This window comes from Stanieria cyanosphaera PCC 7437 (assembly GCF_000317575.1).
Taxonomy (GTDB): domain Bacteria; phylum Cyanobacteriota; class Cyanobacteriia; order Cyanobacteriales; family Xenococcaceae; genus Stanieria; species Stanieria cyanosphaera.
Genome location: NC_019748.1, coordinates 1,780,021 through 1,805,789 on the forward strand (window position 1 = coordinate 1,780,021; position 25,769 = coordinate 1,805,789).

The window sequence follows — 25,769 nt, forward strand, 5'->3', positions numbered from 1 at the left end:
GTTTACTTCATAACCTAAATTAAAACAGCAATGAATTGGTTAGCTCATCTTTTATTAGCCAAACCTGATATCGAAAGTAGGTTAGGTAATCTGTTAGGAGATTTGGTTAAAGGTAGAGAAAGACAAAATTTACCCAAACAGTTTCAACTAGGACTTCAATGCCATCAAGCGATCGATTGCTATACAGATAATCATTGGATTGTGAAACGAAGTAAACAAAGAATCCAAGCTAATTATGGTCGGTTTGCTGGTATTTTAGTAGATGTTTTTTATGACTATATCTTAGCTCAAAATTGGTATAACTATTCCGCTCTATCTTTGTCTGATTTTACTATTCAAGTTTATAGTTCTTTTACTCATTATTTAGCTCAAGTTCCGCCAAGAGCTAGTCTAGTTATTAATAAGATGATTGAAGAAGATTGGTTGGGTTCTTATCAAACTTGGTTAGGAATTGAACATACTTTGCAGCGAATTTCTTGGCGAATTACTAGACGGACTAATTGTTATTGTAATTTAACTCCTGCTCTTAATGAATTTAGACAACAATATTTTGAGTTTGAGCAGGATTTTGGAGAATTTTTCCCTCAATTAACTAGACATATTCAGAATTGGAATTTAAGTCATTGACTATAGCTAAGCATCACCAAATCAAATCTTTAGGGTTACTGTTCTTAATTATTTTGAGCGCTGCTGCCTTGAGAATTTTATTTCTCGATCAAGCCCCTAATACTTTTTCTACTGACGAAGTGTCTAATGGTTACGATGCTTATTCTATTTTACAAACTGGACGCGATCGCAATATTTATTTATTATTAAGTCAGAAGAATTAGAAAAATTAAGTCAAATTTATCCTGTTTGGCAAGAATTAAAAACTATCAAAACCCCTGAACCAGATCACAAAGAAAAAATTAAACTAATTGAAGTATAAACTTATGATAATCGGTTATAAAGGACAAAAAACAGAAGGCAGAATGATAAAAGTTTTAAACTCTTGTTTTTTTTATCTGTAAACTTAATTTTTAGCAAACATTAAAGTAGTTTATCTTTATCAACAAAAAGTTGTGAAAATCTTAAAATTTTCTGCTTGCTCATTGAGTTGGTTCAGTAAAAATGGTTAGCTGCTGTGCTTTTGGTGCAAAAACCTCTTTTTTTTTGCTTGTGTTACCATGCAAATGCACAAAAACTAAACAAAAATTAATTTTCACAATTCTTTTTTATGCCTGTTTAATTAAAAAAAATTTCATGTTCATTATTAGAGATTGTCAGTTCAATAAAACCCAGCCTCATGCTGAAGACAAGCTGTCCTAGGTGTCTGCGAACGCTTGATATGTAGCGATTGCCCCAATACAGACGTAGCACAGTTAAAGCCTCACAAAAATAACCAAAAAATCTTTTATTTCTAGCTAGGAGCTTAGTATGATTGCTTCTCACTGCAAAATCGGTATTATTGGTGCAGGTTCATCGGGTATATATTTAGCTAGTTTACTAGCTCATCAAGGATATCAAGTAGATGTGTTTGAAAAATCATCTTATCCTCGTACAGATGGTTGTGGTATCTTATTGATTTCCGACGGAATAGAAGCATTACGTCAAGGAAATCCAGAACTTTGCCAAAAAATTATCAATTCTGGGGTAATAGTTCGCAATTTCGAGTTTCGGAATCTTAAAGGTAAATTAGTTAATTCTGAATCTCCTCAATATTCACCTAATCAATTGCCAGGAATGCTGATTCATCGTAAGGCAATTTTAGAAACCCTACTAGAATTTTTACCTTCAGAATGTCTTCATCTAGACTCTCAACTGCAATCAATTAGTCAAACTGAAACCGAAGTAACAGCTTACTTCCGTGATGGCAGTCAATGGACAGGAGATTTATTAATCGGTGCTGATGGTCTTTTTTCTCAGGTACGAGAATTCGTTGTTCCCAATGTCAAACCTTTTTATTTAGGGGATCTCGTCTGGCGAGGAGTAGTTGCAGATGATACTTTTTGTACAAACGGGAATTTTATTGTTTACATTCGTGGTCGAGGTATTTATGCTAATTTCTTCGACCTTGGTAATGGTTTAACTCATTGGGGCTTTTTTGTAGAACAGCAAAAAGACGAACAAGAGCGTTCTCCAAATATTCCCATTCCTCCTCAAGAACTTGCTAAACTGCCGATTGAGGCAAGAAATGTGATTGCTTCTACTCCACCAGAACAAATAGTAACTCGTTTCTCTTACGATATCGATCCTTTACCACAATTGTATCAAGGCAGAGTTTTATTAATTGGTGATGCTGCCCATGCTAAAAGTCCTACTCGTGCCAGAGGGATGACTGCTGGTTTGGAGGATGGTTTAGCTTTGTCTCGATTTTTTGCTTCTAGTGCTGATATTCCTGAAGCTTTAGCTGGTTTTGAAGCAGAAAGGAAGCCTATCGTCCACGAATATCAACGGACAAGTCGCAAGCAAAGTTTAACTATTGGTCGTCTTCACAAGCAAGGAGCAGCATAGTATAGCGTTTCTCATATTGTCTCATATTGGTAAGGTACACCCCTTTTTCAGTGAGCGGTAGAGCCGCGACATGTCGCGTCTGTACACCAGTTATCAGTTTTCAATTAACTATTAACAATTAACAAAAACCTGTACCTTAGTGTGTATCTTATCTAAGTTTGACTATTTTAGTCTTCCCGATCGCAAAATACTAATAATCAGCCAAATCCCCAACAGACTAGCAGCAGCAAATAAAATATCACTGAGAATCGATAATTGATTAGTAGAAGCATTAGCAGAAATAATTGCTGCCCCCATAATCAAAGAACCTACCAAAATACTAAAAGAAAGTCGATTGGCAGAATCATCTAACGTATGGCTTAAAGAATCAATCTGACGAATACTGATATTCCACTTGAGAGTTTCTGAAGCTACTCGGTCTAGTAACCATTCTACTTGACGAGGCGATCGCAAAGATAGGCTTTTGAGATCAATTGCAGTTCGCAGTAACGTTTCGACAGGACTTTCACCCAACAGTTGACGACGAAACAAATCCACCATCAGAGGTTTAATTTGATCGAGTAAATTAATCTGTGGATCAAAACCTCTAGCAACTCCTTCCAAATTGGCAAGGGTTTTGGCATACAAACCTAAATTGCTGGGTAAACGAATACGATTGTCACGAGATACTTGCAAAATCTCATAAAATACTTCGCTAAAGTTAATCTGTGAAAGGCTGAGATTAAAATATTTGCGTAACATACGGTCATAATCATTCGTCAGTCGTTCTAAAACAACTGGTTGATTTGACTCTGCTAATTCTAAAGTTAGTTGGCTACATCTTTTAGCATCAAGATCCACTACTGCCAGCAACATCTCGGTTAAAATCTGCTGAGTACGGGGATCTAATCGCCCTACCATTCCACAATCAAGCAAAGCAAGCCTTCCATCATTGAGGCAAAAAATATTACCTGGATGAGGATCGGCATGAAAAAAACCATCAATATAAATTTGTTGAAAGAAAGACCGAAATAATAGAGTGGTAATCTCTCGACGTTGAGTATCTTGGTCTTTATCTTCTCTTATTGCTGGGAGTTGTGCTTCTAAAATCGGTTTGCCTTCTAACCACTCAAGAGTTAATAGTTTAGGTGTGGTGATATCCCAATAGACTTGAGGAATACTTAATTGTTGAGGATCAAACCAACGACTAGCACTCAGATTACGGCGTAATTGGTCTGTATACTGAGCTTCTAAAGTAAAATCTAATTCTGCTTTGATGGCAATAATAAATTCGTCTGCCAAAGCAACAATATCAAAATCTTTGCCAACATCAGTTAAAGAGACTAACTCTGCTAAATTTCTAATCAGAGCAACATCCTGAGCAACAACAACATCAATTCCCGGACGTTGAACCTTAAGAGCTACTGGTTGCCCATTGACTAGGGTAGCATAATGAACTTGACCAATCGAACCTGCTGCGATCGCTTGTGGTTCGATACTAGCAAATACTGTTTCAATTGGTTTGCCTAATTCCTGTTGAATTAAGTTTTCGATTTGACTCCAGGCGACAGGAGGCACTCTTGCTTGTAAATCTGTTAGTGCTTCAACGTATCTTCCTGGTAATAAATCGGGACGAGTAGAAAGCAGTTGACCTAGTTTGACATAAACAGGACCTAATTCAATTAAAACTTTTTTGAGAACGGTGGGAGAAGGTAACCGAGGTTCATCAGATTTACCACCTGTGAGTAAACCTCGCATATAGTCCCAACCATTGCGGAAGACAACCTCAACAATTTCTCTTTGACGGGCAGTTTTTTGAGTGAGTGCAAACATTTAAGTTTTTAAATAGTTCTAAGCATTTTTGATTTAGGATCCCTCCAGTTATTGTAATCTTTTGAAATTCTTACAGTTGTTTTTTAGTTACTACAAATCTTGGGTAGGGCTTTGGCACTGCTAAACTCAGACATTAATTTAGGAATTTGATATATAGCATTGCTCACGCTCTATGAGGTACACCATTACCAGTTAGTAATTAGTAATTACTAATTGCTAATTATGAGGGATGAATAATCAACCATTAACATAAGCGAAGCACACTACCGTAGGTCTCAACTATCAACGCTCAAGCAGGAAAATGAACTGTATCTCATTAATCTAAGAACCGCTATAACTGGTTTTTATAGCTGTAGATGGATTTAAATTTTTTATTTTTTATCGAAAAAAGATGATTATTTTTTTTGCTAAACAAGCTCGATTTTTTAAGGTAATTTTATATTATTAATCTCTAAATTTAAGTAATAAGCATTTTAAAAGTTACCTATATAAGAGCTTATTTTTTTATTTTTATTAGTTATTAAATCTACAAGTAATTTAATTGCTTTGGTGAAGGTGGATCGATTCTAGAGTTGTTTTTGAAAATTGATTTTAGTTAAGGGATCAAGTCTAAAAAACAAAGGATTAAGCAAAATTAGTTTTTACAGGTTTGGACTCCTGTAGTTATTTGGTTTAGATTTGAGTCATCATCTAACTTGATCGACATAATTTCAAACTGTATCTTTAGGTAGATTAAACTTACTAGTCATTCATAATATTTTTTAAATAGATTTAATATTTGATTTTTCAAGGATCGAACTTTTAGGAAGTAGAGATCAAATTTAAAAATTCATTTAATCACCACTAAAAAAAAGGCAATGAAACTTAACAATTCCAATCAACGTATTTGTATTTATTGTCGTAATTATCAATTGCTGGGCAGAAAATCAGGTAATTGTCAAAAACTGGGTGTAGCAGTTGAGGGACGTTGGCAAGCTTGTCCTTTATACGTAGCCCCCTTTCGAGAATTAAGCAAAGAAATGGAAATGGAAATGGAAATGGTTTAAATAAGATTTTCTAAATTATCACAGTAAGTGTAAAGTAACTTGATACAATTAGCGATCGCACCTAGATGAGCAATTTCATAGCCATGAGTATTTTCTGTAGGAAAGCCAAGACAGGCAGCCCGTGCTACATGACCAAATTTCATGGCAATCGAAGCATCGCTACCAAAACCACTGATTGCAGCAAATTGTAAGGGAATATTCGCTTGATTGGCTGCTTGTACTAATTCAGAGTTTAAATTTTCATCATAAATTCCGTAACCATCTTGAGAAAGTAAAACGGGAATTTCTCCTGCTTCAATGGGATATTCGGTAGCAAGAGGGCAAATTTCTAAAGCAATTAAAGCATCCAATGCTTGATTTTGAGTAAAGTATAAAGCGCCAATTGCCCCAACTTCTTCTTTGGCAGAGGCTACTAAATAAATATCAACTGCTGGATCTTTTATTTGTTCGGCGAGTTCCAGTAAAATTGCTACCGAAGCTTTGTTATCAAGCGTGTAGCTAGCAATATAATCTTTGAGGCGAATTGGTTGTTTACGATGTTTGCCTACTACCACTCGACTTCCTGGGCGTATACCAGCAGTTTCCAATTCTTCTAAATTCAATTTGGTTTCTACCCAAGCGTCTTCCCAATTTAAAGGCGCATTTTCTTGTTGGGCTTTTTGTGGAGAGTCATGGGAAACGTGACGAGATCCGAAGGAAAGTATTCCACTAATTATTTCCTCCTCACCCAAAATATCTACAACACCTTCTCCATATACCCAAGGAAAAGAGCCACCTAATCTTCTTATCTGTAAACAGCCCCGATAATCAATAGATTTGACAATTGCCCCAATTTCATCTTTATGCCCCGTAATGGCAATTGCTCTTGATGAATTGTTTCCAGGAATTTTGGCAATAATATTTCCTGCACGATCTTGCCAAGATTCTACCCCGAGTGTAGCAAAACGATCTAGTAGTAAGCGATCAATTTGGGCTTCAACTCCACTAGGAGAGTGATGTAAAACTAATTCACTAATAGTATCAAACAAGCGATCGTAAATTGAATTTGTCTGGCTATTAAATTGCATATCAAACTAGATAGGTTGCCAAGAAAATTTTAACTGCGATTGTTTCTGGTTCATTAATAAAACAACAATACCAACCAACAAAGTGGGTGGGCTAATTCATAGTTATAAAACGAAGGAGTGCAAAGGTGCTTCAGGTGTAACAGGAGAGAAATAAGAGTTTTTATTTTATATTGAATTTTGCCTTGGTATTAAAATCTTCTGAAAAATTTATCAATTATACGTTATAAGTTGTGGACAATAATTTTACAAACGTGTCGGTGATAAGTCTCTACTGATAACTGATGTTACACTGTACTGTTAAAAATTGAAATCGAGGCAAAGAAATCAACCACTCTTATATTGTATGAAAATATCGCTAATTGGTAGTAAAACTTTTGGTAAAACAATTAAAGATTATGCGTGGTTTTGTTTAATTATTTTGATAATTTGTTTAGGTATTTTTTTTCGTTGTGCTAATCTAGAGCAAAAAATATTTTGGGTGGATGAAGTTGCTACTTACGTAAGAATTTCTGGTTATACACAAGCAGAAGTTACTCAAAAACTTACTAATCAAGAATGGTTATCTGTAGCAGATTTACAACAATATCAAAAAGTTTCCTCAGCCAGAAATTTACACGATACTTTTAACGCTTTAAAAAAAAGTCCAGAACACGCACCCCTTTACTTTTTATTAGCCAGATTCTGGGTACAAATATTTGGCAATTCAGTTACTGCAATTAGAAGTTTATCAGTTGTTTGTAGTTTATTGGCTCTTCTTTGTTTATATTGGCTTGGTTGGGAATTATTTAAATCTACTAAAACTGCCGATCTTTCTATGATGCTTTTGAGTGTTTCTCCATTTTATGTAGCTTATGCACAAGAAGCACGACCCTACAGTTTATGGACAGTAACAATTTTACTTTCTAGTGCTATTTTGTTAAGAGCGTTAAGAACTAATCAATTACAAAATTGGTTATTTTATACAGTTAGTTCAATTTTAGCTTTTTATATTTCCTTATTTTCTTTTTTGGTGGTAATTGGACAAGGAAGTTATGTTTTTATTATTAACAAGTTTAAATTTAATCAAAAAACCAGCAACTATTTATTATCATTAAGTTTAGCTGTTATTGCTTTTCTGCCCTGGTGTTTAGTAATCGCTCAAAATTGGCAAGCCCTTCAAGATAATACTTCTTGGATGGATCAACCATTACAAATTTCCGCCATGCTCGGAATTTGGATTGCTAGTATTTTACTGATTTTTGGTGATTTACCCTTATCTTCTGACTTAAATCCACTCAAAGTAGTAATTATTTTAGTAATGTTGGTAGTAATTTTGGGATTAGGAATAATAATTTATTTTTATTTTCAAAAAAAATATTTAAAAAAGAACAGATTAATTTGGTATTTATCTTTTACTATTGTAGGTATTTTAATTACTATTTATCAAAATAAACTTGATCAATCCTCCCTAGTTGCTATCTTAGACCCTGTAACTTTTATTGGTATTAGTACCGCTTTAATTTTATTAATTTTAGTTTTTTATTCCCTATTATTTCTTATTTTTAATCATCAACAAAAAATTACTTGGTTTATTTTAACTCAAGCGATCGCAACTCCGACAATTTTAATTATTACTGACTTAATCTTCAACGATCAACGTTCTGCTACACCTCGATATCTTATTCCTGCTCAATTAGGTATTCATTTGGCAGTAGTTTGTTTATTAGCTAGTCAATTAGGATGGATTAATTGGATGAAAAAAAGTCAACCCCAACTAGGAAGAATTATTTTATCTTTTTTGTTAGTGTTAGGTATTATTTCTTGTACTCTTAATTTAGAAAAATCTCCTCAATATCAAAAATCTCGTAATCTTCACAATATTTCTATTGCTGAAATTATTAATCAAGCTCAAAGTCCAATTCTAATTTCCGAAGCCAACCAAACAATGGACGTAATTTCTCTTAGTTATAATTTACAAACTAAAGTAAAAATAAAATTCATTGATTCTAATGCTACTTTATTTAAATTACTTGATATTACTAACCCAATATTTTTGTTTAATCCCTCAACACAGTTAAAGCAAAGCATACAAAATAATATTCAAATTAGTATGAAAGAAATATATCAACCAAAACTCATTACTCCAGGAGAAATTCATTTAACGCTTTGGTCAATTAAAAGAAAATAAATTATAACAATGAATTTTATCGAAATAAAAATTGTTGATTATCAGAAAAAAATGCAAGAAATAAAAACAATCAGAACTCAAGTTTTTCAAGTAGAACAAGGAGTAGCAGAAGAATTAGAATTTGATGGTTTAGACGAAAAGTCTCAACATCTTATAGCTTATTTAAATCAGCAACCAGTAGGCACAACTAGAATTAGAACCATAGACGAACAGACAGTAAAAATTGAAAGATTAGCTGTCTTATCAGAGGCTAGAGGTCAAGGTATTGGCAAGAAATTAATGGAAAAAGCTTTAGAAATAGTTAGTAATGATAACTATCAAGCGGTAATAATTCATGCTCAAGAATATATCAAAGAATTATATTTAAAATTAGGTTTTGAGCAGGTTGGTAAAACTTTTCAAGAGGCAGGTATTGCTCATATCAAGATGATTAAAAAACTATAAAAATTACATCTGACTTGTAGAGATAATTCATCCCACCTTTGGGTGCAGCGAAGCGATTATCCCTACTGGAATTAAAATTACTAATTACATACAGTAGCCACTGAACCGCCATCAACTCGATAATTAGCACCGACAACAAAACTAGAATGTTGGGAACACAAAAAGGCAATTACTGCTGCTACTTCTTGTGCTTTTCCGCGTCGTTTTAGTTCTAAATGAGGACGTTTTTCCTCTAAAAAACTTTCAATTGCTTCATCGAAGCTAACTCCTAATTCTTCCGCTCTTTTTTCCATCATTTTATCTGTCATCGGTGTAGCGATAAAAGCTGGAGAAACAGAGTTAACTAAAATGCCATCTTTAGCATATACTTGAGACAAATTTTTAGCAAAATTGAGAATAGCTGCTTTGGCTGCACAATAAGGCATTTCATCAGGATAAGGTTGAACAGCATCCTCTGAACCAATTAAAACTATTCGTCCCCAACCTTCTTTTTGCATCACTGGAATAAAAGCACGGCATACCCTTACCGCAGCCATAAAATCTATATCAATAGTTTCATACCAATCTTGATCAGTTAATTCTAAAAATTCTTTAGTCGAACCGGTAATACCTGCACAATTAACTAATATATGAACTGTACCAAATCGATCAATAATTTGTTGTTTAGCTGCTTCAACTTCTTCTAGATTTCTTAAATCTGCTGACACAGGAAATGCTTCACCAATTTTGTTGATTTCCTCAACAGTTTCTTTGAGGGGTTCGATAGTTTTATCAAGTAAAGCAATTTTTACTCCTTCTGCTGCAAGTAATTTAGCAGTTGCTTTGCCTATACCTGAATCTCCACCAGTAATTACGGCGACTTTACCTTTAATTCCCAAATCCATGATTATTTCCTGTATAAACCTGTAAATTGCAATGGTTTTTACTGATAAAATATTTGGCGTTGCTAAATTAAAACAGTATGAATTGTCAACACGGTGGTTGAACAAGACAAATTTTTCATGCAGATGCTAGGTGAAAAGAACTAAAGTAACTAGCCTTTTTAACTAAGAGTTGTTTTTTGAAATTAAGTTAAAAAAGTTTTTCAAAAACAAGTCAAAGTTTTTTGTTGATAAAACTCATGCTAGATATTTCCAGCAACAGTTTTATAAGAACTTCGGTAGCTGCTTTTGTTGTTTCATAAATACTTTTTAACCAAGTAAAAAGTTCCTCAGAATTTGTTACATTCAGCATGACAAGATTCGATTCATACATCAAATTAGCAACACCAAATGTTCAGCTATTGGTTTAGCTGCTATTGTAGTTAAACCAGCCAGATCAATCAATAAACCAAAGACAATTTAGAGCGATTTTGTATTCACTCTACTAAGTATGATAAGTAGAATTACGATATTAGCTATCTATCGTAAAGTAGAAATAACTAATTACCATACTTTGAGCGTTTAAGTAAAGCTATGTCTTAGAAGTATGTTCAGATAGAAGAAGATTTGTTTTCTTCAGATTTGTTTTCTTCAGTTTCTGAGGATTTTTGCTCGCTATTAGAGTATCTATTATTCCTTCGCGAGTAATTAAAAGATGTTTTGCGGAACTTTCGAGCATTAAGTTTGTTTCTTTCCGCTTTTTCTTTTTTAGCATTACGACGTCGAGACATTATGATTCCTCATTGATACAACAAAAAACTTCTGGGAAGTGCCAGTGGAATTAATCCGTTTGATTCCCAGAAGCTTTATTTAAATTAAATTTAAAGCTTAGAAGCGGTAGTTTTTGCGACCACCACCACCAAACGAGTTCCTATCTTCGCGAGGTTTAGCTTTATTCACTTTTAATTCGCGATCCATCCATTCTGCCCCGTTAAGAGCATCAATGGCTTTATCTTCTTCTGCCTCTGTTCCCATTTCTACAAAGGCGAAGCCTCTTACTCTCCCTGTATCGCGGTCAGTAGGGAGGTGAACGCGTTTAACGCTTCCATATTCAGCAAAGACATCGGTGAGGTCTGCTTGAGTAACCCCATAGTCCAAATTGCCTACATAAATTGACATAAATCAATTGTCTCCTTAATCGTAAATTTTGTAGAGAGTGAAGATTTAGGAGAGAAGCTTATCAATACTCTGTGGAAAAAACCTATCAATACTGAATACAAATTCTATCTCTTATCTTTATTCTCAAAAACTATACTAACACTTTTCTTGAAAATGGCTATAGCGACTTTATTAAAAAAATCTTAGTTTTTTACAAGAAATAGTATAGCGATCGCACTTGCTCACAACTTGGCTCTAAATGCTTATAATAAGACACGCTTTATCTTCTTGTTGTTTAACCTGCCATAATATCAGTCGAAGTTGAGATTGATTATTGAGCAAAATTCTGTTAATTAATAACTTTTTCAATCAGTTTTGAAATTTGAAAGGCTCGGTTCAAAACCATTAGATGTCCTGCCTTTTCGATAGTAAAATCTGGTTTAACAAAACGAATGGGAAAAATGCGATCGCTTTCCCCGTGAATATGATACAGATGTTCGGGAATGGTTTCATTATTCCAAATAACTACTCGGTGAATTGCCCATTTAATAAAGTGTGCATCGGTATCAAATAAAATCGCTTTAAGTAACTGACATTCTTCTTTGTTTTCCAAACCAAAAAACCATTTAATTAATGAATATCCTATAAAAAGAAAGGTTTGATAAGGAAAAATGCGATGAATAGGAAACCAGCGTAAAATTTTCAAATAAAAAGGGATTTCTGACTTATTTTTAGTACTAGAAATTAAAATTATTTGCTCTACTTGAATGTGTTTGGCAATTTCTATGGCAACGATACCACCAAAAGATAATCCGATAATTATGGGATGTTCAGATTTAATTTGAGTCGTCAGACGTTGAGCATACTCAGCAAGAGATTCATCGGGTTTTGGTTCTAACCAATCAATGTGAACTGGCTGATATCCTTTAAATTCTAGTCGTTGAAAAACACGTTTATCAGCACCTAAACCACTAATAAAATAAATATCCTTTAATGCTTTTTCAGACGGTTCTTTCGTTAATTGCGACAAGCGATCGCTTTGAGATGAAGTCATTTTTTTTACATAACTTTACATTATTTATTTTATAATTGGTTAATTTTATCCTTTGAAACTTAAGAATGAAAGAAATTGAATTAAATCAAGAGAAGACTGAAAGATAGACTAAAATTATAAATTTGTAGAAATAGCAGCAACAGGACAAGTAGGAATACACTGTTCACAAACGACACAACGCGATCGCCAAAACTTGAGTTTAAAAGTTTCTGGTTCAAGGGTTAAAGCTTGAGTGGGACAGACACCAGTACATAAACCACAGTGAACACAACTATCAAAGTCAATGACAATTTCTCCACTGGCAGAAGAAACTTCAATCCCTTGCGATCTCATCCATTCTATTGCTGCTTCTACTTCATCAATATCTCCTAAAAGTTCTACCACCAGTGTACCGATTTGATTTGGTGCTACTTGAGCGCGGATAATATTAGCAGCGACATTAAAGTCTTTTGCTAGTCGGTAGGTGACTGGCATATGAACTGTATTTCTCAGAAAAGTTAAGGTGACTCGCTTTTTCAATTGTCTGCCTGGGATGAATCTTTTCTCTATGATAAAAAACTATTGAATTGATAGCTCTTGGGCAATTACTCGGAAGTAGATAATCAAGATCGTTACAATTAGATTTGTGATTAATTTTAATAATTGGCTAATGAATCCTAATCCTTCCGAATCTCCTACTAATAATCGTTTCAGAAATATTTTACTTGCTTTAGTCGCGATCGCTCTAGGTATTAGTCTCTTTTTTAGCTCACAAACCCAAACTAGTGCTAATTCATTAGAAACTCAAGCACAACAATCAACTGCCCTAGAAGTAGCTTTAAGTAATGGTAAACCAACCCTGACTGAATTTTATGCTGATTGGTGTAATACTTGTCAGGCAATGGCTGAAGATTTAGCAGCAGTTAAACAAAAATATCAAGATAGCGTCAATTTTGTCATGCTTAATGTTGACAATACCAAATGGTTGCCTGAAATTCTCCGTTATCAAGTTGATGGAATTCCTCATTTTGTTTTTATAAATCAAACAGGAGAAGCGATCGCAGAAGCTATTGGCGAACAACCACGTCCAATTTTAGAAGCGAATTTAGACGCTTTAATTGCTCAAAATGCATTACCTTATGCTAATTCTACTGGTCAAGTTTCTCAGGTAGAGCGTTCTATTTCAGCAGCGAAAAACAGCAAAGACGATCCTCGTAGTCATTCGGCACAAGTTCAATAATAGTTACCAGTAGAGACGTAACATGTTACGTCTGTACAGTTACCAGTAGGGGCAATTCATGAATTGCCTGTACACCAGTGACCAGTTAACCATCAACTAAGTGCAATTTATCTTACTAGACAAGGAAATTTTTTATGACAATTATTGTTAAACATAAAAGAACAGGAAATGAATACCTTTTTTTAGGTATAAATGAGGGAGGAAAGCAAGTATCTTTACCCTCTCGTTTTCTCAACGATCTTTTTGTTAAAGAAGAACAAGAAAATTCTTTGATAGCAACTTTATGTGATGCTAAAGGTAATATTTTTTTTAGTCAGATTGATGAAATCATTGTCACCGAAGTAGAAGGAAAAAAACCATCAGAACTATTACCAAAAGTAGCCAATTCTGCGGTAGTTGAAGAATATCAAGAAGAATTTGATGATGAATTTGATGAAGAGTTTGATCAAGAAGACAGAGATTATTCTCCACTGATTACACCTCCGTCTACACAATCAAATCAAACCAAAGAACAATTTGATGATAACGAAGAAGATTGGATTTAAAAAAAATCAATTCAGGGGCGATCAAGCGATCGCCCTTACAATTTGTGTTATTCAATTCTTAATTTATCCACCCACAACTACACCACCATTGGGATGTAGAACCTGTCCAGCAAAGTAAGAAGAATCATCTGAAGCTAAAAACACAAAGCTAGTAGCAACTTCTACAGGTTGTCCTGGACGTTGCATGGGTACTTGTTTACCAAAACCTTCAACTTTTTCGGCATCAAAAGCATCGGGAATAAACGGTGTCCAAATTGGGCCTGGAGCAACACCATTAACACGAATACCTTTTTTTAACAGAGATTGAGACAAAGAACGAGTAAATGCTAAAATTGCGCCTTTAGTAGTAGAATAGCTCAATAATGCTGCATTACCTTTGTAAGCATTAATTGAAGTAGTGTTGATAATCGAACTACCTTCTTTTAGATGAGGAATTGCAGCTTTAGTGAAGTAAAACATCGAAAAAATATTGGTACTAAAAATACTTCCTAAACGCTCAGAATCTATATCTTCTAAAGTTTCAGCATCTTCCAAATATTGTTCGGCAGCATTGTTGACTAAGATGTCAAGTTTGCCTAACTCTTTGACTGTTTGTTCTACTGCTTCACGACAAAACTTTTCCCCGCTAATATCACCAGGAATTAATAAACACTTTCTTCCTTGTGCTTCAACTAAAGATTTAGTCTTCTCTGCGTCTTCATGCTCATCTAAATAAACAATCGCTACATCAGCACCTTCTTTGGCATATAGTACAGCTACCGAACGACCAATACCACTATCACCACCAGTAATTAAAGCGACTTTATCTCTTAGTTTACCGCTACCTTGATAATCATCGCGGTCATACTGAGGCTGAGGTTTGATCTCAGATTCTAATCCAGGTTTTCTTTCTTGCGATTGTGCTGGAATTTGATCTGCGGAAATAGTCATAAATAATTCTCTCTTGTTTTGCTTGATGTTTGTTAAAAAATGAACAACAAATCAGTGTTCGGAAATTAGGCTGAGTTCGGAAATTAGGCTGAACTTTTTTTAGCAAAGACAACCAAAAATGCGACTGCCCAGCAGCAGCTAGCGCGATCTCGCCGAGGAGCGAGGCGCAATGCAGTCGCTTTAAATCAATTGGTTGTTTGTATTACCAACAGTTATTTAGTCGGCTTACAGTCAATGTAGAAAAAAATTACCAAGCAAAAATATGTCATAAGTATGATTTATGAAGTTTAATATTTTTTATTTCTAATATTTTTTTTATTTCAGTTTTGGGTTTCGATTTTTATTTTAATTTTAGTTACATTAAAAACGAAACTTTTTAAATTTCAAGGTAGGAAATTGCACCACAAAAATAGGCAAAACCCTAACCAAAACTAAGTAAATCAATTTAAAATATAAATAAGTAAGAAGAATTTCAAAAGCTTTATTGTTTTCATAGCTTTATCTCAACATGAAGATTCAATCATCTGTATTAGTTCATTTAGGTTTCGGTAAATATGTGCGTTCCGATCGCGTTACTGCTTTAGTACCAATTGAAGAAGAAAGAGGTCCAGGAAAACGCACTTTAGTTTATTTAGAAGGCGAAAGTAATCCCATTGTAGCTTCTCGTTCAGAAGAAACTATTGTTCGCGATATTGTTCAAGAACCAAAAGAAATTACTCAATCTCGTCAACAACAAGAAATTCTGCAAGATCTACTTGTCGATCTCAGTCACGTTAATAATACTGTACGTCGGATTAGTCGTGATCAGGGCAATCTAGATTTAGACCGTTTAGAACAACGCATTCGCCAAGTGATTGAAGAAGAATAATTGGCAATTGCTTCTACCGAAGTTTTGTAGCTACTGAAGAGTTGTAGAGCAATTCTTTTTGAATCGCTCTATAAATTTCTTTCCTAAGATAGAGCGAGCTTTCAATTAACTTTCTTTACGATTTAAAAGTTAATACAAACCAAAGAATAAGTAAATAATACTTCTAATTTTCCCGTAGCAGTATATAAAATTCTTGTGGACGATTTTTACTAAATTAAGCTAGCTCTATCTATGAAATTTGTTTCCGAGCCATCGATCGCAGTTAAAATTAACAAAATGAAGCAGAGGGTGCGATGGCAAGAACCAATCATCAAACAGTTTGCTATAGATCAAACTCGTTTAGTAATTGACGATGGTGCTGCTGACAATCCCGAATTTTCTTTTTTAGTCATTGGGGATAGCGGTTGTGGGGAACATTATGGTCATAATCCTCAAAGACAAATTGCCGAATTGATGCTGGAACATCGAGATGAAATTAACTTCATCCTTCATACAGGCGATGTAGTTTATCAGGTAGGTTCTAAGGAATATTATTACAAAAATTTTATCAAACCTTATCAAGAATATTTAGTAGGTGGTAACTCACCTAAACAGCTTACTTATGACCGTCTAGTTTTTAACATACCTTTTTTACCCGTATTAGGTAATCACGATTACTACGACTTGCCAGTTGTTTACGGAATGTTATCGCAAGCTAGCTGGTTTTTACGTCATTTAGTTCCCAACAAAATTGATTTTGATGTCGGTTGGCATGGTTCATTTCAGGGACAAACTTATGCCGAAGCTTTTCTGGATTATTTATTAAAAATTAAAGGAGAAATCAATTTAAAAAAGCATTTAGACCAACACTATACAGCCTCAGTTAATCAAAATCGTTGTTTGCGCTATCAACCAGAAAAGTTTACTCGATTGCCAAATCGCTACTATACTTTCCGATACGGAAACATTGATTTTTTTGCACTCGATTCTAATACTTTTAACGAACCATCACCATTACCCGATACCAAACAGGGAGAAGAAGTTCGTCGTCAACTCAATTCTCGTTATCAACTCTTAGAACAAAGAAAACAACAAATTTTGGACAAATCTAGCCAACTAGACCCTAATCAACCAGAACAAGCAGAGATACTTGATGATTATCAAAGCAAAATAGACCAAATTTCAGAAGAGCAACGGGATATTGAAAAAAGATTAAATCAGCAACCAATTACTGTTGATTTTGAGCAATTAAACTGGCTAAAAACTCAATTGATTGAGTCTTGGCATACAGAAACAGTCAAAGGCAGAGTTGTTTATTTTCATCATCCTCCCTACGTTACTGAAGCAACTAAATGGAATCAAGGGCAAACTTTGGCAATTAGAGATTATTTACGCCAAGTTTTTGATGAAGTAGCCAAAGCTATTCAAGAAATTGCTCAAGATCGTCCTGTCGTCGATTTAGTTCTCTCTGGTCACGCGCACTGTCTTGAACATATTTATACAAAAAATACAGGACACGCAGATTCTAATCTTAATTGGATTGTTTGTGGTGGTAGCGGTCACAGTCTGCGTCGTCAAAGAAGCGAAGGTACAATTTTACTAGGAACAAATAACCAAGGTAAAACTGTTTCTATCGCTGAGTCACTTCTATATATCGGTCGTAATGGACATGGTTCTCATAAAAAAAGACCTTATTCTTTTTTACGCATCGATGTGATTAACGAGCAAAATCAGTTACCAAAATTTGTGGTTCGTCCTTATGTAGCCGAACGATATCAACACCAATGGCATAATTATAGTCTCAAACCTTTTACCTTATAGTAGTTAGATCAAATTTGTGATTAGATTAATCTAATCAACATTCACTTTAATATTTGTGACTATTGACAGAGGAGAGCATTTCTCTATCTTTGCTATGTTTGGAGCAAAGTTTTAGAGTAAGAAAATAATGGAAAATCGATTAAATCCTCCGTCACAACTACCACCTAAACAAAAATTTGCGAGTACGTTTGGGTTTTTAGGTCAAGTTAGTTATTGGGTACATTTATTATTAGGTTTTGCTTCTGGCATTACTTTACTTTTAGTATTCTTTAGTCGTAGCTTTAGCGAGCAATCCAATAATCCTGCGATCGCGACGGTTTTATTTTTTTCACTTGCTGCTATTCTTGTTTTAGGATTTAGAATGTATTGGGCTTGGCGTTGTACTCGTTTAGCTCAAAGTTTACAGGCGGAAAATCCTCGCTTACATCCGAAACGCAAAGAGATTATTAATGTTCTTCGGGTTGGTTTATTGGTTAGTATGTTAGGTTTATTGTTAGGTTTTATTGCCACAGAAGTAACAGTAGTAGCAGTTTTAGCCAAAGCGATCGCTCAACCTCAAGGAGTAGCTGTTTACCAACCTGAAAAAATTGTCAGATCAATGGATTTATTTTTAATCTTGGCAAATGTTAATATCATGGGCGCACATTTCCTTGGTGGCATGAATTCTTTAGGTTTACTTGATTGGATTACAAAAGAATGAGGATAAAAAACTTTCATTCAATTGCTTAGTAGCTCACTATAGCCTTTCTCGCTCTTGGTGAGGTACACCATTACCAGTTACTAATTACTAATTACTAATTATAAGGGATGAATAATCAACCATTAACATAAGCGAAGCGCACTACCGTAGGTCTTAACTATCAACTATCAACGCTTAAGCAGGGAAACGAACTGTATCTCATTCATCTAAGAACCGCTATAGAAAAATCTTTAGTTTTTAAAACAGCAAAATTACTAATAACAAAAAACCAAAGCAAGATAAACTAGTTTCGATAAATATGGATTTCATGGTCTTGAACTCCTCAGAATTGTTTTTTTTTATCAGACACTATTTAATATGTCTAGCAAATCTAGTTTATGCTTGCCATCTTCAAAAGGATAGTTATTAAAAAACCCAGCTACTTTTATCGTAGCTAGGCTAAATTACTTCTTCAAACTAAAAGAACTTATACTAAACCTACCTCATGAGCAGTACGGTTTAACATCGATGCAGCCCTGTTTCTGACTGCTTTAGTTTTATTGAGCATTAACCAACGAGCTTGTGTTTTGACTGAAACATCTGTAGATTCTGGTTTAGTTGTTACTACTGGACGATTTGTATAGGTTACGCCACGATAAGTAAGGTTAGCTGGTGGTTGTAAAACTGGTGGTTTTTTCAAATTATGAAACCGCCAATCTAATCCACGATATTTACCAGCAACTTTTGCTTCAACAGTTTCTGTGACTGAGGGATTATATTCGTAACTAACACCACGATAAGTAAGTTTCATGCTTTCGCCTCCGATTTCTTTGAAGTGTGAGGCGCGTTCCTTCAGGAAATTTTCCCTACTTCCGTCTTCCTAACTTTTTTAGTGAAGATGAACGTTTTTTATTTCAGTATCTATTGTTACAGTTTTTAGGATAAAAGTCAAATTCGCAACAATACTTTACAAAGTATCAAGCTAAAAGCGATCGCTCTAAGACAAACTCAAATTAATCAACAAATCTATAATTAAAAAAATCTAAAGACTAAGCAAATACTATAGAAGAAGATAGATATAGCCCATTGAATAAACCAAACTTCAACAGAATTTAGCTCATTATATATAAAAGATAACTAACTTACTTAATTGAAAACTACTAACCAATAACTAAGCTATCGATGAAGGCGAAACCAAAACTCATCCAAGAAGAGATTTTAGTAGTTGACGATCAACGAGACAATTTACTCTTGCTCTCAACGATGCTAACCATGGAAGGATATCAGGTTAGAGAAGTTGTTAATGGAAAATTAGCTCTTCAGGTAGCCAAAGCCGATCAGCCAGACTTAATTCTACTGGATATTAATATGCCAGAAATGAATGGTTATGAAGTTTGCCAACTACTAAAAGCTGATCAAGAAACCAAAGATATTCCAATTATTTTTATTAGTGCCTCTCATTATGCCTTAGATAAAGTCAAAGCTTTTAATTGTGGTGGCAATGACTATATTACTAAGCCTTTCCAACTTGAAGAAGTTTCCGTAAGAATCAAAAATCAATTAGCAATTCGTCGTCTACAAGTAGAATTAACTGAAAAAAACGCTTGTTTAGAAAATGAAATTCGCCATCGTCAGGAAGTCGAAAGCGAATTGTTAAAACTCAATCAACAACTTAAAGTTTTAGCTACAGTTGATAGTCTAACTAAAATTGCCAATCGCTATTATTTTGATGAAATGTTTGAAAGAGAATGGCGACAATCTAATCGAGAAAAATCTTCTTTGTCTTTAATTCTGTGTGATGTAGATTTTTTCAAAAGTTATAACGATTATTTTGGTCATCAAGCAGGAGATGATTGTCTTTATCAAGTAGCTCAAGCTATCTCTGAAGTAGTAAAACGTCCAATGGATTTAGTTGCTCGTTATGGAGGTGAAGAATTTGTAGTACTTTTACCGCAGACACCAGTAGCAAGTGCTTTAGAATTAGCAGAAAAAATCCGCTACAAAGTTTACAAGCTTAATCTGCATCATCCTCTCTCCGCCACAAGCGATCGCGTTTCTCTAAGTCTTGGAGTGGCCGGAATTGTCGCGAGTTCACAATATAATAAAGAACAATTTTTAGCCATTGCGGATCAGGCACTTTATCAAGCAAAACAACTTGGTCGTAATCGAGTCATTTTAGGCTCTTTATCTTGATAGATTAACCCAAAATCATGCTGATCTTTTTAAGAGGTTTTGCGGGGTTTTGGTTTAACCATTCTTGAACTATGGGTAGATTGTATTCATATATATAGTGGTTCAATTGATTTAGAAGTTTTTTTTCTTTAATACAAATTATTGGCAACTATATTTCAACATAAAAATAATTTACTTTTGTTTGCTATGTTGAGTGCAATAATGTATTATTAAACTTGGTAACATCTTACCAGCTGTAAAGTCGTGGAATTTTTTTTAAAAAGCCGATGGCAATCATTCTGTAAATTAAAGTTGTCTTACCACCTTCGTAGTGGCAAAACTTTAGTCTTATTAAATTGGCTAAAAAGCTTAAGTTGGAAATATAGCCAAACACCCAGAATTCCTGGTCAGTGTCCACCATAAATTTAAATTTATAAGCTCCTCAATTGAGTCTCTACAATTTTTTAATTGAGATTGAGCTTGAAGTTTACCAATTTAAATTGAGTAAATTTTTTTGTTGTTCAACATCTTCGGATTCGCTCAGAGCAAGAAAAAACTTAATTAATTACTCAATTGAAGTAATATAAAATCCATCAAAAATTTGTCTCGCAGCGACGAAAAGAGATATTTTTGATTGATTTTTAACAGTAATAAACACAATTTGAGTATCTATAAGATCGTAAAAAAAATATTGCTTATAGAGCCAAATAAAAAAATATTACTTGAAATAAAATTGAAAAATTTTTAATTACCCACGATAATTATTAATTTCTTTTTCAAGTATTTTAATTAATTTCTTGGTCTTAAACAGTTAAATTAAGTTTTTTGACTTGAATCTAATCTAATTGATATTTGACGATTTATGATGTATCAGCCTTATCAAAAGAATTTAGCTGTTCAATCTATTTATTCAGGATGGCGACACTATCAAGTTAATGGATCAGATTACAGTCCAGAAGGAAAAATTTTTGAAGTTTCGGTTCAAGAGTCAAAATGTTGGTTATTAGAAGCTTCAAAATTATACTCAAGAATCGCTTTAAAAGAATGTTTGATCGCAGGTATTCTTTGTAATAATTCCTATTTAGAAAACAGAGAGGGACGATGGATTGTAATTGGAGATCCGAGTGAGGGAGCTTCAATTGCTGCGGGAAGCAAAGCTAAATTAAATCAGTCTCATCTGAGACAGTTAAAACCTAAACTAGATACTCTCCCCTTTAGCTATAAATTTCAATATATGGCAACTTTGCACCAAGACTTTAATGGGAAGACTATTTATCTTAAAGGTTCGCTAAAAACGGTTTTGTCTTGCACCCAACAAATGCTCGATTGTAGTGGCGAAGTAATACCTCTCAACTCCACGTTGATCAAATTGGAAGCACAATCTATGAAAAAAGAAGGTTTAAAAGTTATTGCTTTTGCCAAGAAACTAGTGTCGGAAGAAACAGTTTCTTTAGAACGTGCGGAGCTTAAAAATGGGTTTATTTTTCTAGGATTACAAGGTATGTATTGTTCTTCCTTGATATATTAGTTTTAAGGAGATTTATAACTAGCTACTCTAAGGTTGAGCTTGGCACGATTCGGATCGTAGCTAAAAATAAATTCGCCTGTTTGCTCTTCTCTACTAGACAAATAATCAATTTGTTGCATCCCAGTTTCAGTGATTTGATCAGAAACTTTCAATTCAGCAGTTACTTCTACAAATTCAGCAGTTCTTCCCCCTTGATTAGTAACAGCAAAAGGAACATAAAATTGATTTTCTACCTGACGAATTTCTCCACCAACTCTTACTGTCACGACGGGTGGATTACTGTCTCCTGTAACCCAAGTATAGATGATTAAAGAAATTATAAAACCAAATATTGCTAAAGCAATGCTAAAACTGACTTTTTCTGCTACAGATCTGGTTTTAGTAATTGAAGAATAATCGCTTCGATCTTGTTCGCTCATACTGCTAAACGTCCTGCTGCTCCACCAATACTAGCGGGTAAACTAAGAATAATAGAATAACGCATCCATAAAGACCAAGGATCGTCAAAAGCCAATCTTTGGAAAAACCACAACATTAAGGCTGAAACAAAGAGCGATACTAGGTAATATACCAAAGTTTCGCTTTCAGGACGCTGAAATATTCCTTGCTGTTGACGGCGTTTGTTTTGATTGGTAAAACCTGATGCAAAAACAATACCGTAGGTAATTATTAATGAAGAAAATATAATTAACAAAAGCCAAGGAGGAGTAGCAGGCGCAGCTAACATAGCAACTTCATCTGTAGGAGCAATACTAAAAGCGACAAACATCGCGCCTAAAATAGTTCCGCTCAAATCAGCTACAGTATCAGCCCAAATAATTCTTTTTTTACCCTTTCGATGCGATTGGGATTGGTTGGAATTTGAATTTGTATAGCGATCGCCATCCAGAATTGAACGAGATAAGGCGACACCAAACGAAAAAGGCATTGCTTCAAAAACTACTTTACCTAATACTTCATCTAAAGGTGTTTGCAGATTAATTTCTTGAAGTACGATCATAATCAAAGTAGCGCAGACAAAACCAATTGAGAGAGTTTCTATACTTTCTGCGATCGCTTTTGAGATAGGATCTTTGTCGTCTGCCTGAGAACGAAAACCCTCAACTCGGTTGATTAAAAAAACTATAAAAAAAGTAATGGCTATAATTCCTAACAGGATAGGAGGTTCAGCATAAGACCCGATAAACCATACTTCCATAGTACAAAGCAGAGGTATTCCAAATAAAAATCCACCAGAAACTCCGCTAATTATTTCTCCCCATTCTTCTGACCATTTCTTGGGAAGTTGATGACGATGTTTTGCTGCCACTTTAGACTTAATTAAGATTCAGTACCTATTGTAATTAAAAGTCGACGTATATATTTTTTATTTTTCTGAGATTCTTGAGCGTAATACTCTTAATAACTTAGTAAACTGATTCGGTAGAGGTGCGATCGCTTCGATGATGTCTCCTGATACGGGATGTTGTAGAGTTAGTTTTCGAGCGTGTAAAGCTTGACCAGATAAATTTATTTTTAGAGAACGACCAGAACTATAAAGCGGATCGCCAACCAGAGGATGACCAGTATGACTGCAATGAACTCTAATTTGATGGGTGCGTCCTGTTTCTAAAAGAAATTCCATTAAAGTATAGTTACCAAGTCTTTCCAAAATTTTCCAATGGGTAACAGCTTCTCGACCGCCTTTTTCTACGGGAACTACAGCCATTTTTTTACGCTCAACGGGATGACGACCAACAGGCAAATCAATCTTACCTTCTAGATCAGAATAAGAACCATACACTATTCCCCAATACTCTCTTCTTGCAGTTTTGGCTTTGATTTGCGCTTGTAAATGTTGATGAGCGTAATCATTTTTAGCGATCACAATTGCACCAGTAGTATCTTTATCGAGTCGATGAACAATTCCTGGTCGTTTTATACCACCAATACCAGCTAAATTATCGCAGTGAGAAAGTAAAGCATGAACAAGAGTTCCTGTTTCGTGACCTGGTGCAGGATGAACCACTAAATCGGCAGGTTTATTAATAATAATTAAGTCTTCATCTTCATAAAGAATGTCTAGCGGAATGTCTTCTGCTTGTAGGTTTAAAGGTTCTGGACTCGGAATGGTTACTTCTAAGCAATCTCCTGGACTTAATTTGATTTTTTTACTCGTACAAACTTGACCATTTAAGTGAACATTGCCTTCTTCAATTAGTTTTTGAAGACGAGAACGAGATAAGTCTGTAAGCTGACTAGATAACCAACGATCCAAGCGATCGCTTTTTTGTTCTACTGTTAAATTAATTGTTGTTTCAGAATCAATCACAAAAATTAACTAAAAAGATTGACTTAAGAATCATGATACAGACTCAGGTTAGATGTTACCGTTATGGTCGCCAGAAAATAAATGTTTACGAAGTCGAAGCAGGCTTCCTCTTTTTAAGGCGGAGTACCTTCGACCTGTAGCCTGGAAAATATTTATAAGTTCGTTAACAGTGTGAGTTGCGACTAAACCCTCTAGCTCTTAACCATCTAAATCGAGCTTATTATTGCATTGACATTGTATTTCTAGCGATTTAAAATGCAATTGAGATGCAAACAAAATTATTTTTAATTGTAAAAATGCTTCAAAACGTCAATACAGTAAATTTTCTGAGAAAGCTAAAAGGAATGATCCTAGTAGGATTAGGATTTTTATTATCGCCTTTATCTTGGTGGAACGATTTGTTTTTCAATTTGCCCTTAGCTTATTTTTTTGGCTATATCTGTAGTCAATTTTCTGCCAATTTGTTTTTGCCTTGTGCGATCGCAGGATATTGGTTTTCTAACGTGTTAGGAATTTTGTTAATGCAGATAGGGGTGTTAGATGTAGTTCAAGAACAACCTCAAGAACGCAATTTCAAAAAAGAATTATTGATGGGATTAGCGTCTTCTACTATTTATACGGTAATTATTTTGCTTTTACTACAATTCAATATCCTCAACACTCCAGATTTATTTGCGGAAGGACAATCCTTCAATATCAAATTATTTTTGCCAATCGACTAACTTTTTCAAGATTATTGGTTGATACCGACCGATAGACTGTGTACAAGCACAAACCTTAAAGTATGAATTATTTATTGTTATCATCTCTTAGCTTTTTAATTGGAACTATTGTTGGTTTAACTGGGGTAGGGGGAGCATCTTTAATTACTCCAATGTTGATCTTCGTGTTTCAAGTTCCCCCCGCAGTGGCAATTAGTTCTGATGTGGTAGCTGCTACTTTAATGAAAACAGTCGGTAGTATCAAGCACTGGCAGCAACAAACAATTGATCGAAAAGTAGTCAAGTGGTTAGCCTGTGGCAGTGTTCCTGGTTCTTTAATTGGAGTAAGTATATTACATCTACTTCAGCAAAATAGCAGTGATAAACTAGACTTTTTTTTAATACGTTCTCTTGGAGTAATGATCTTATTCGTTACTTCTATAGCAATAATACAGTTATCATTATTAACTCTATTTCCCCAATTAAAATTACCTTCTTTGCCTAAGTTTAATTTGGAAAGTAATTGGGGACGCTTTGGTGCAATTAGTATTGGAGCAATTCTAGGCTGTATGGTAGGACTAACCAGTGTCTCTTCTGGTTCACTATTTGCCTTAGTACTCATTTCCCTTTTTCAACTTGAGTCTCGCAAACTGGTAGGTACAGATATCTTTCAGGCAGCAATTTTATTAACTTTTACTTCTTTAGGACATCTTGGTTTGGGAACGGTTGACTGGAATTTAGTCATACCTATTTGGTTAGGATCGTTACCAGGAGTGGTAGTAGGTGCAAAACTGTGCCAGATAGCACCTCAAAGGTTACTCAGATTTGCTACTTATATAATTTTAGAGCTAGTAAGCTGGAAATTAGTTGCTCCAGTTTGAATTGAAAACATTAAACAGGTATCTAGGTTTAAAA

At 34.5% G+C, this 25,769-nt stretch carries 27 protein-coding genes and 1 riboswitch; of the genes, 15 read left to right on the forward strand and 12 right to left on the reverse strand.

The window, feature by feature from the left end; translation table 11 throughout:
- Nucleotides 1–30 precede the first annotated feature (30 nt).
- The 3 genes from STA7437_RS07710 to STA7437_RS07720 all read left to right on the forward strand — a co-directional run bounded on the left by STA7437_RS07710 (nt 31) and on the right by STA7437_RS07720 (nt 2,493).
- Nucleotides 31–627 (forward strand): acyl carrier protein phosphodiesterase, encoded by a 597-nt coding sequence (locus STA7437_RS07710; RefSeq protein ID WP_015192819.1) that lies wholly within the window; start codon nt 31–33, stop codon nt 625–627.
- Nucleotides 624–830, forward strand: a complete 207-nt coding sequence (locus tag STA7437_RS07715) for a hypothetical protein (protein WP_015192820.1) — start codon at nt 624–626, stop codon at nt 828–830. The genes STA7437_RS07710 and STA7437_RS07715 overlap by 4 nt, the downstream gene beginning before the upstream one ends.
- A 586-nt stretch (nt 831–1,416) precedes the next feature.
- On the forward strand, nt 1,417–2,493 hold the full coding sequence (locus tag STA7437_RS07720) for an FAD-dependent monooxygenase (protein ID WP_015192821.1): 1,077 nt from the start codon (nt 1,417–1,419) through the stop codon (nt 2,491–2,493).
- Nucleotides 2,494–2,655: 162 nt separating this feature from the next.
- Here the strand turns inward: STA7437_RS07720 and STA7437_RS07725 are convergent, their stop codons facing one another.
- Nucleotides 2,656–4,305, reverse strand: coding sequence for an ABC1 kinase family protein (locus STA7437_RS07725; RefSeq protein WP_015192822.1), 1,650 nt, complete (start codon nt 4,303–4,305; stop codon nt 2,656–2,658).
- Between the two features lie 857 nt (nt 4,306–5,162).
- Here STA7437_RS07725 and STA7437_RS07730 point away from each other — a divergent pair.
- The gene (locus tag STA7437_RS07730; RefSeq protein WP_015192823.1) at nt 5,163–5,351 is read left to right on the forward strand and encodes a hypothetical protein; all 189 of its coding nucleotides are present in this window, start codon (nt 5,163–5,165) and stop codon (nt 5,349–5,351) included.
- Here STA7437_RS07730 and STA7437_RS07735 read toward each other — a convergent pair.
- Entirely contained in the window at nt 5,348–6,418 is a 1,071-nt protein-coding gene (locus STA7437_RS07735; RefSeq protein ID WP_015192824.1) for a M42 family metallopeptidase, read from the reverse strand. The genes STA7437_RS07730 and STA7437_RS07735 overlap by 4 nt on opposite strands.
- 343 nt (nt 6,419–6,761) lie before the next feature.
- Between STA7437_RS07735 and STA7437_RS24780 the strand changes: the two genes are divergently transcribed.
- Nucleotides 6,762–8,585: a glycosyltransferase family 39 protein gene (locus STA7437_RS24780; RefSeq protein WP_015192825.1), complete on the forward strand. Its 1,824-nt coding sequence runs from the start codon at nt 6,762–6,764 to the stop codon at nt 8,583–8,585.
- Between the two features lie 9 nt (nt 8,586–8,594).
- The gene (locus STA7437_RS07745; protein ID WP_015192826.1) at nt 8,595–9,029 is read left to right on the forward strand and encodes a GNAT family N-acetyltransferase; all 435 of its coding nucleotides are present in this window, start codon (nt 8,595–8,597) and stop codon (nt 9,027–9,029) included.
- A gap of 80 nt (nt 9,030–9,109) precedes the next feature.
- Here the strand turns inward: STA7437_RS07745 and STA7437_RS07750 are convergent, their stop codons facing one another.
- The 5 genes from STA7437_RS07750 to STA7437_RS07770 all read right to left on the reverse strand — a co-directional run bounded on the left by STA7437_RS07750 (nt 9,110) and on the right by STA7437_RS07770 (nt 12,620).
- On the reverse strand, nt 9,110–9,913 hold the full coding sequence (locus STA7437_RS07750; RefSeq protein ID WP_015192827.1) for an SDR family NAD(P)-dependent oxidoreductase: 804 nt from the start codon (nt 9,911–9,913) through the stop codon (nt 9,110–9,112).
- Nucleotides 9,914–10,500: 587 nt separating this feature from the next.
- On the reverse strand, nt 10,501–10,680 hold the full coding sequence (locus STA7437_RS07755; RefSeq protein WP_015192828.1) for a hypothetical protein: 180 nt from the start codon (nt 10,678–10,680) through the stop codon (nt 10,501–10,503).
- Nucleotides 10,681–10,777: 97 nt separating this feature from the next.
- Nucleotides 10,778–11,068 (reverse strand): RNA recognition motif domain-containing protein, encoded by a 291-nt coding sequence (locus STA7437_RS07760; RefSeq protein ID WP_015192829.1) that lies wholly within the window; start codon nt 11,066–11,068, stop codon nt 10,778–10,780.
- Nucleotides 11,069–11,396: 328 nt separating this feature from the next.
- Nucleotides 11,397–12,101 (reverse strand): alpha/beta hydrolase, encoded by a 705-nt coding sequence (locus tag STA7437_RS07765; RefSeq protein WP_015192830.1) that lies wholly within the window; start codon nt 12,099–12,101, stop codon nt 11,397–11,399.
- A 114-nt stretch (nt 12,102–12,215) separates the two neighbouring features.
- Complete coding sequence (locus STA7437_RS07770) at nt 12,216–12,620, reverse strand: NIL domain-containing protein (protein WP_015192831.1); 405 nt, start codon at nt 12,618–12,620, stop codon at nt 12,216–12,218.
- Nucleotides 12,621–12,750: 130 nt separating this feature from the next.
- Here STA7437_RS07770 and STA7437_RS07775 point away from each other — a divergent pair, with 130 nt between their 5' ends.
- Together STA7437_RS07775 and STA7437_RS24785 are read left to right on the forward strand one after the other, a co-directional pair.
- Nucleotides 12,751–13,320, forward strand: a complete 570-nt coding sequence (locus STA7437_RS07775; RefSeq protein WP_015192832.1) for a thioredoxin family protein — start codon at nt 12,751–12,753, stop codon at nt 13,318–13,320.
- Nucleotides 13,321–13,454: 134 nt separating this feature from the next.
- Nucleotides 13,455–13,865: a hypothetical protein gene (locus STA7437_RS24785; RefSeq protein WP_015192833.1), complete on the forward strand. Its 411-nt coding sequence runs from the start codon at nt 13,455–13,457 to the stop codon at nt 13,863–13,865.
- A gap of 63 nt (nt 13,866–13,928) precedes the next feature.
- Here STA7437_RS24785 and STA7437_RS07785 read toward each other — a convergent pair whose 3' ends face one another.
- Complete coding sequence (locus tag STA7437_RS07785; RefSeq protein ID WP_015192834.1) at nt 13,929–14,795, reverse strand: SDR family oxidoreductase; 867 nt, start codon at nt 14,793–14,795, stop codon at nt 13,929–13,931.
- A gap of 508 nt (nt 14,796–15,303) precedes the next feature.
- Here STA7437_RS07785 and STA7437_RS07790 point away from each other — a divergent pair.
- The 3 genes from STA7437_RS07790 (at nt 15,304) to STA7437_RS07800 (ending at nt 18,163) form a co-directional block, all read left to right on the forward strand.
- On the forward strand, nt 15,304–15,663 hold the full coding sequence (locus tag STA7437_RS07790; protein ID WP_015192835.1) for a hypothetical protein: 360 nt from the start codon (nt 15,304–15,306) through the stop codon (nt 15,661–15,663).
- Between the two features lie 231 nt (nt 15,664–15,894).
- Complete coding sequence (locus STA7437_RS07795; protein WP_015192836.1) at nt 15,895–17,463, forward strand: metallophosphoesterase family protein; 1,569 nt, start codon at nt 15,895–15,897, stop codon at nt 17,461–17,463.
- 127 nt (nt 17,464–17,590) lie between these two features.
- Entirely contained in the window at nt 17,591–18,163 is a 573-nt protein-coding gene (locus STA7437_RS07800; protein WP_015192837.1) for a DUF3611 family protein, read from the forward strand.
- A 466-nt stretch (nt 18,164–18,629) separates the two neighbouring features.
- Here STA7437_RS07800 and STA7437_RS07805 read toward each other — a convergent pair whose 3' ends face one another.
- Complete coding sequence (locus STA7437_RS07805; protein WP_015192838.1) at nt 18,630–18,953, reverse strand: DUF4278 domain-containing protein; 324 nt, start codon at nt 18,951–18,953, stop codon at nt 18,630–18,632.
- Nucleotides 18,954–18,983: 30 nt separating this feature from the next.
- Nucleotides 18,984–19,049: riboswitch (Glutamine riboswitch) on the reverse strand.
- Nucleotides 19,050–19,324: 275 nt separating this feature from the next.
- Between STA7437_RS07805 and STA7437_RS07810 the strand changes: the two genes are divergently transcribed.
- Together STA7437_RS07810 and STA7437_RS07815 are read left to right on the forward strand one after the other, a co-directional pair.
- A complete protein-coding gene (locus STA7437_RS07810) occupies nt 19,325–20,335 on the forward strand; it encodes a diguanylate cyclase (protein WP_015192839.1) in 1,011 nt (336 codons plus the stop codon).
- Between the two features lie 841 nt (nt 20,336–21,176).
- On the forward strand, nt 21,177–21,842 hold the full coding sequence (locus STA7437_RS07815) for a hypothetical protein (protein WP_083856853.1): 666 nt from the start codon (nt 21,177–21,179) through the stop codon (nt 21,840–21,842).
- Nucleotides 21,843–21,844: 2 nt separating this feature from the next.
- On the opposite strand, the gene STA7437_RS07820 is transcribed toward STA7437_RS07815, so the two are convergent.
- From STA7437_RS07820 to STA7437_RS07830, 3 genes are read right to left on the reverse strand one after another with little or no spacing between them, the layout of a single operon-like run.
- On the reverse strand, nt 21,845–22,261 hold the full coding sequence (locus STA7437_RS07820; RefSeq protein WP_015192840.1) for a TIGR02588 family protein: 417 nt from the start codon (nt 22,259–22,261) through the stop codon (nt 21,845–21,847).
- Complete coding sequence (locus STA7437_RS07825) at nt 22,258–23,151, reverse strand: TIGR02587 family membrane protein (protein ID WP_015192841.1); 894 nt, start codon at nt 23,149–23,151, stop codon at nt 22,258–22,260. The genes STA7437_RS07820 and STA7437_RS07825 overlap by 4 nt, the downstream gene beginning before the upstream one ends.
- Before the next feature lie 57 nt (nt 23,152–23,208).
- Nucleotides 23,209–24,153 carry an RluA family pseudouridine synthase gene (locus tag STA7437_RS07830; RefSeq protein WP_015192842.1) on the reverse strand — a complete coding sequence of 315 codons (945 nt, stop codon included), beginning with the start codon at nt 24,151–24,153 and terminating at the stop codon, nt 23,209–23,211.
- Between the two features lie 296 nt (nt 24,154–24,449).
- Here STA7437_RS07830 and STA7437_RS07835 point away from each other — a divergent pair, with 296 nt between their 5' ends.
- Complete coding sequence (locus STA7437_RS07835; RefSeq protein WP_150109046.1) at nt 24,450–24,875, forward strand: hypothetical protein; 426 nt, start codon at nt 24,450–24,452, stop codon at nt 24,873–24,875.
- A 62-nt stretch (nt 24,876–24,937) separates the two neighbouring features.
- Complete coding sequence (locus STA7437_RS07840; protein WP_015192844.1) at nt 24,938–25,735, forward strand: sulfite exporter TauE/SafE family protein; 798 nt, start codon at nt 24,938–24,940, stop codon at nt 25,733–25,735.
- Nucleotides 25,736–25,769: the final 34 nt, after the last annotated feature.

Excerpts from the sequence above, each read along its gene's own strand:
- STA7437_RS07710 (WP_015192819.1), top strand. The coding sequence starts at position 31 with ATGAATTGGTTAGCTCATCTTTTATTAGCCAAACCTGATATCGAAAGT.
- STA7437_RS07720 (WP_015192821.1), top strand. The coding sequence starts at position 1,417 with ATGATTGCTTCTCACTGCAAAATCGGTATTATTGGTGCAGGTTCATCG.
- STA7437_RS07725 (WP_015192822.1), bottom strand. The coding sequence starts at position 4,305 with ATGTTTGCACTCACTCAAAAAACTGCCCGTCAAAGAGAAATTGTTGAG.
- STA7437_RS07730 (WP_015192823.1), top strand. The coding sequence starts at position 5,163 with ATGAAACTTAACAATTCCAATCAACGTATTTGTATTTATTGTCGTAAT.
- STA7437_RS07735 (WP_015192824.1), bottom strand. The coding sequence starts at position 6,418 with ATGCAATTTAATAGCCAGACAAATTCAATTTACGATCGCTTGTTTGAT.
- STA7437_RS24780 (WP_015192825.1), top strand. The coding sequence starts at position 6,762 with ATGAAAATATCGCTAATTGGTAGTAAAACTTTTGGTAAAACAATTAAA.
- STA7437_RS07745 (WP_015192826.1), top strand. The coding sequence starts at position 8,595 with ATGAATTTTATCGAAATAAAAATTGTTGATTATCAGAAAAAAATGCAA.
- STA7437_RS07750 (WP_015192827.1), bottom strand. The coding sequence starts at position 9,913 with ATGGATTTGGGAATTAAAGGTAAAGTCGCCGTAATTACTGGTGGAGAT.
- STA7437_RS07755 (WP_015192828.1), bottom strand. The coding sequence starts at position 10,680 with ATGTCTCGACGTCGTAATGCTAAAAAAGAAAAAGCGGAAAGAAACAAA.
- STA7437_RS07760 (WP_015192829.1), bottom strand. The coding sequence starts at position 11,068 with ATGTCAATTTATGTAGGCAATTTGGACTATGGGGTTACTCAAGCAGAC.
- STA7437_RS07765 (WP_015192830.1), bottom strand. The coding sequence starts at position 12,101 with ATGACTTCATCTCAAAGCGATCGCTTGTCGCAATTAACGAAAGAACCG.
- STA7437_RS07775 (WP_015192832.1), top strand. The coding sequence starts at position 12,751 with ATGAATCCTAATCCTTCCGAATCTCCTACTAATAATCGTTTCAGAAAT.
- STA7437_RS24785 (WP_015192833.1), top strand. The coding sequence starts at position 13,455 with ATGACAATTATTGTTAAACATAAAAGAACAGGAAATGAATACCTTTTT.
- STA7437_RS07785 (WP_015192834.1), bottom strand. The coding sequence starts at position 14,795 with ATGACTATTTCCGCAGATCAAATTCCAGCACAATCGCAAGAAAGAAAA.
- STA7437_RS07790 (WP_015192835.1), top strand. The coding sequence starts at position 15,304 with ATGAAGATTCAATCATCTGTATTAGTTCATTTAGGTTTCGGTAAATAT.
- STA7437_RS07795 (WP_015192836.1), top strand. The coding sequence starts at position 15,895 with ATGAAATTTGTTTCCGAGCCATCGATCGCAGTTAAAATTAACAAAATG.
- STA7437_RS07800 (WP_015192837.1), top strand. The coding sequence starts at position 17,591 with ATGGAAAATCGATTAAATCCTCCGTCACAACTACCACCTAAACAAAAA.
- STA7437_RS07805 (WP_015192838.1), bottom strand. The coding sequence starts at position 18,953 with ATGAAACTTACTTATCGTGGTGTTAGTTACGAATATAATCCCTCAGTC.
- STA7437_RS07810 (WP_015192839.1), top strand. The coding sequence starts at position 19,325 with ATGAAGGCGAAACCAAAACTCATCCAAGAAGAGATTTTAGTAGTTGAC.
- STA7437_RS07815 (WP_083856853.1), top strand. The coding sequence starts at position 21,177 with ATGATGTATCAGCCTTATCAAAAGAATTTAGCTGTTCAATCTATTTAT.
- STA7437_RS07820 (WP_015192840.1), bottom strand. The coding sequence starts at position 22,261 with ATGAGCGAACAAGATCGAAGCGATTATTCTTCAATTACTAAAACCAGA.
- STA7437_RS07835 (WP_150109046.1), top strand. The coding sequence starts at position 24,450 with ATGCTTCAAAACGTCAATACAGTAAATTTTCTGAGAAAGCTAAAAGGA.
- STA7437_RS07840 (WP_015192844.1), top strand. The coding sequence starts at position 24,938 with ATGAATTATTTATTGTTATCATCTCTTAGCTTTTTAATTGGAACTATT.